We start from the raw sequence: 1,025 nt of genomic DNA, 5'->3' as shown, positions 1-1,025 counted from the left end.
CACGGAAGGCGAGCAGGTGATGGACCGTCCCCATCTGGTCAATATCTTCCAGGAATACCGGCGCTTCGGGTTTCACACGGCCATCGACGATTTTTGCGCCGGGTAAGCAGGCCTGAATTTGCTGGCCGAATTCCAGCCCGACATTATCAAGATCGACATGGACCTGGTGCGCGACATTGACAGCAGCGCGCCCAAGCGCGCCATCGTCAACGGCATCGTAGCCATTTGCGGCGCACTCGGCATCCGGGTGCTGGCCGAGGGCATCGAAACGGCGGCCGAACGCGACTGCCTGCGCGCGGCCGGCATCAGCCTGATGCAGGGCTACCTGTTTTGCCGGCCGGCGTTCAAGGCCCTGGGCAGCGTTGCGCCGCAGGCGTGGGGCCGGTAAAAAAACCTTTCAAGTATTTGTCGCCTGGCGTGTCGATTTGGCGACGCGTCGAACGTCGTAGTCATAGCAACCCGCTTTTCAGGCGGACAGCGATCTGGTTCTGCCGCCTGGCGTACAGAACTGATTCAAGTATGGATTGCCTAACTCGAAACGAAAGGACACGATCATGAACGCACAAGTACGCGCAATTCCTGAAGACATGCACACGCTCACCCCGCATTTGGTATGCGCCGATGCGCTGGGCGCAATTGACTTTTACAAACGCGCCTTTGGCGCGACCGAAGGCGGAGTCATGCTCACGCCCGACGGCAAGCTCATGCACGGCATGATCCGGATCGGCGATTCCGCCTTGATGCTGATGGAGGAAAACCAGCAATGGGGCGCGCTCGGACCCACCATGCTGGGTGGCTCGCCCGTGACGATCCACCTGTACGTGAAAAACTGCGACGCTGTGTACGCCAAGGCCGTGGCCGAAGGCGCCACCGCTAAAATGGTGCCGGCCGACATGTTCTGGGGCGACCGCTACGGCGTACTGACCGACCCTTTTGGCCATAGCTGGTCGGTCGCCACGCATATTCGCGACGTGCCGCACGACGAAATGCAAGCGGCCAAGAGGCGTCGCCGCTGATGATTGCCG

The 1,025-nt window shown here is 60.8% G+C and carries 1 protein-coding gene and 1 pseudogene; both read left to right on the top strand.

The features are described 5' to 3' along the window. Positions 1–388 (top strand): annotated as a pseudogene (locus ACP7BV_RS27235) (EAL domain-containing protein); the annotation flags it as partial. A gap of 166 nt (positions 389–554) precedes the next feature. Then, complete coding sequence (locus ACP7BV_RS27230) at positions 555–1,016, top strand: VOC family protein (protein ID WP_426108034.1); 462 nt, start codon at positions 555–557, stop codon at positions 1,014–1,016. The last annotated feature ends 9 nt before the right edge of the window (positions 1,017–1,025 follow it).

It is taken from the genome of Massilia sp. TSP1-1-2, assembly GCF_049896185.1.
Lineage (GTDB): Bacteria > Pseudomonadota > Gammaproteobacteria > Burkholderiales > Burkholderiaceae_D > Telluria_A.
The sequence above is the reverse complement of the archived record's forward strand: the minus strand, read 5'-3'. Positions and strand labels throughout refer to the sequence as shown.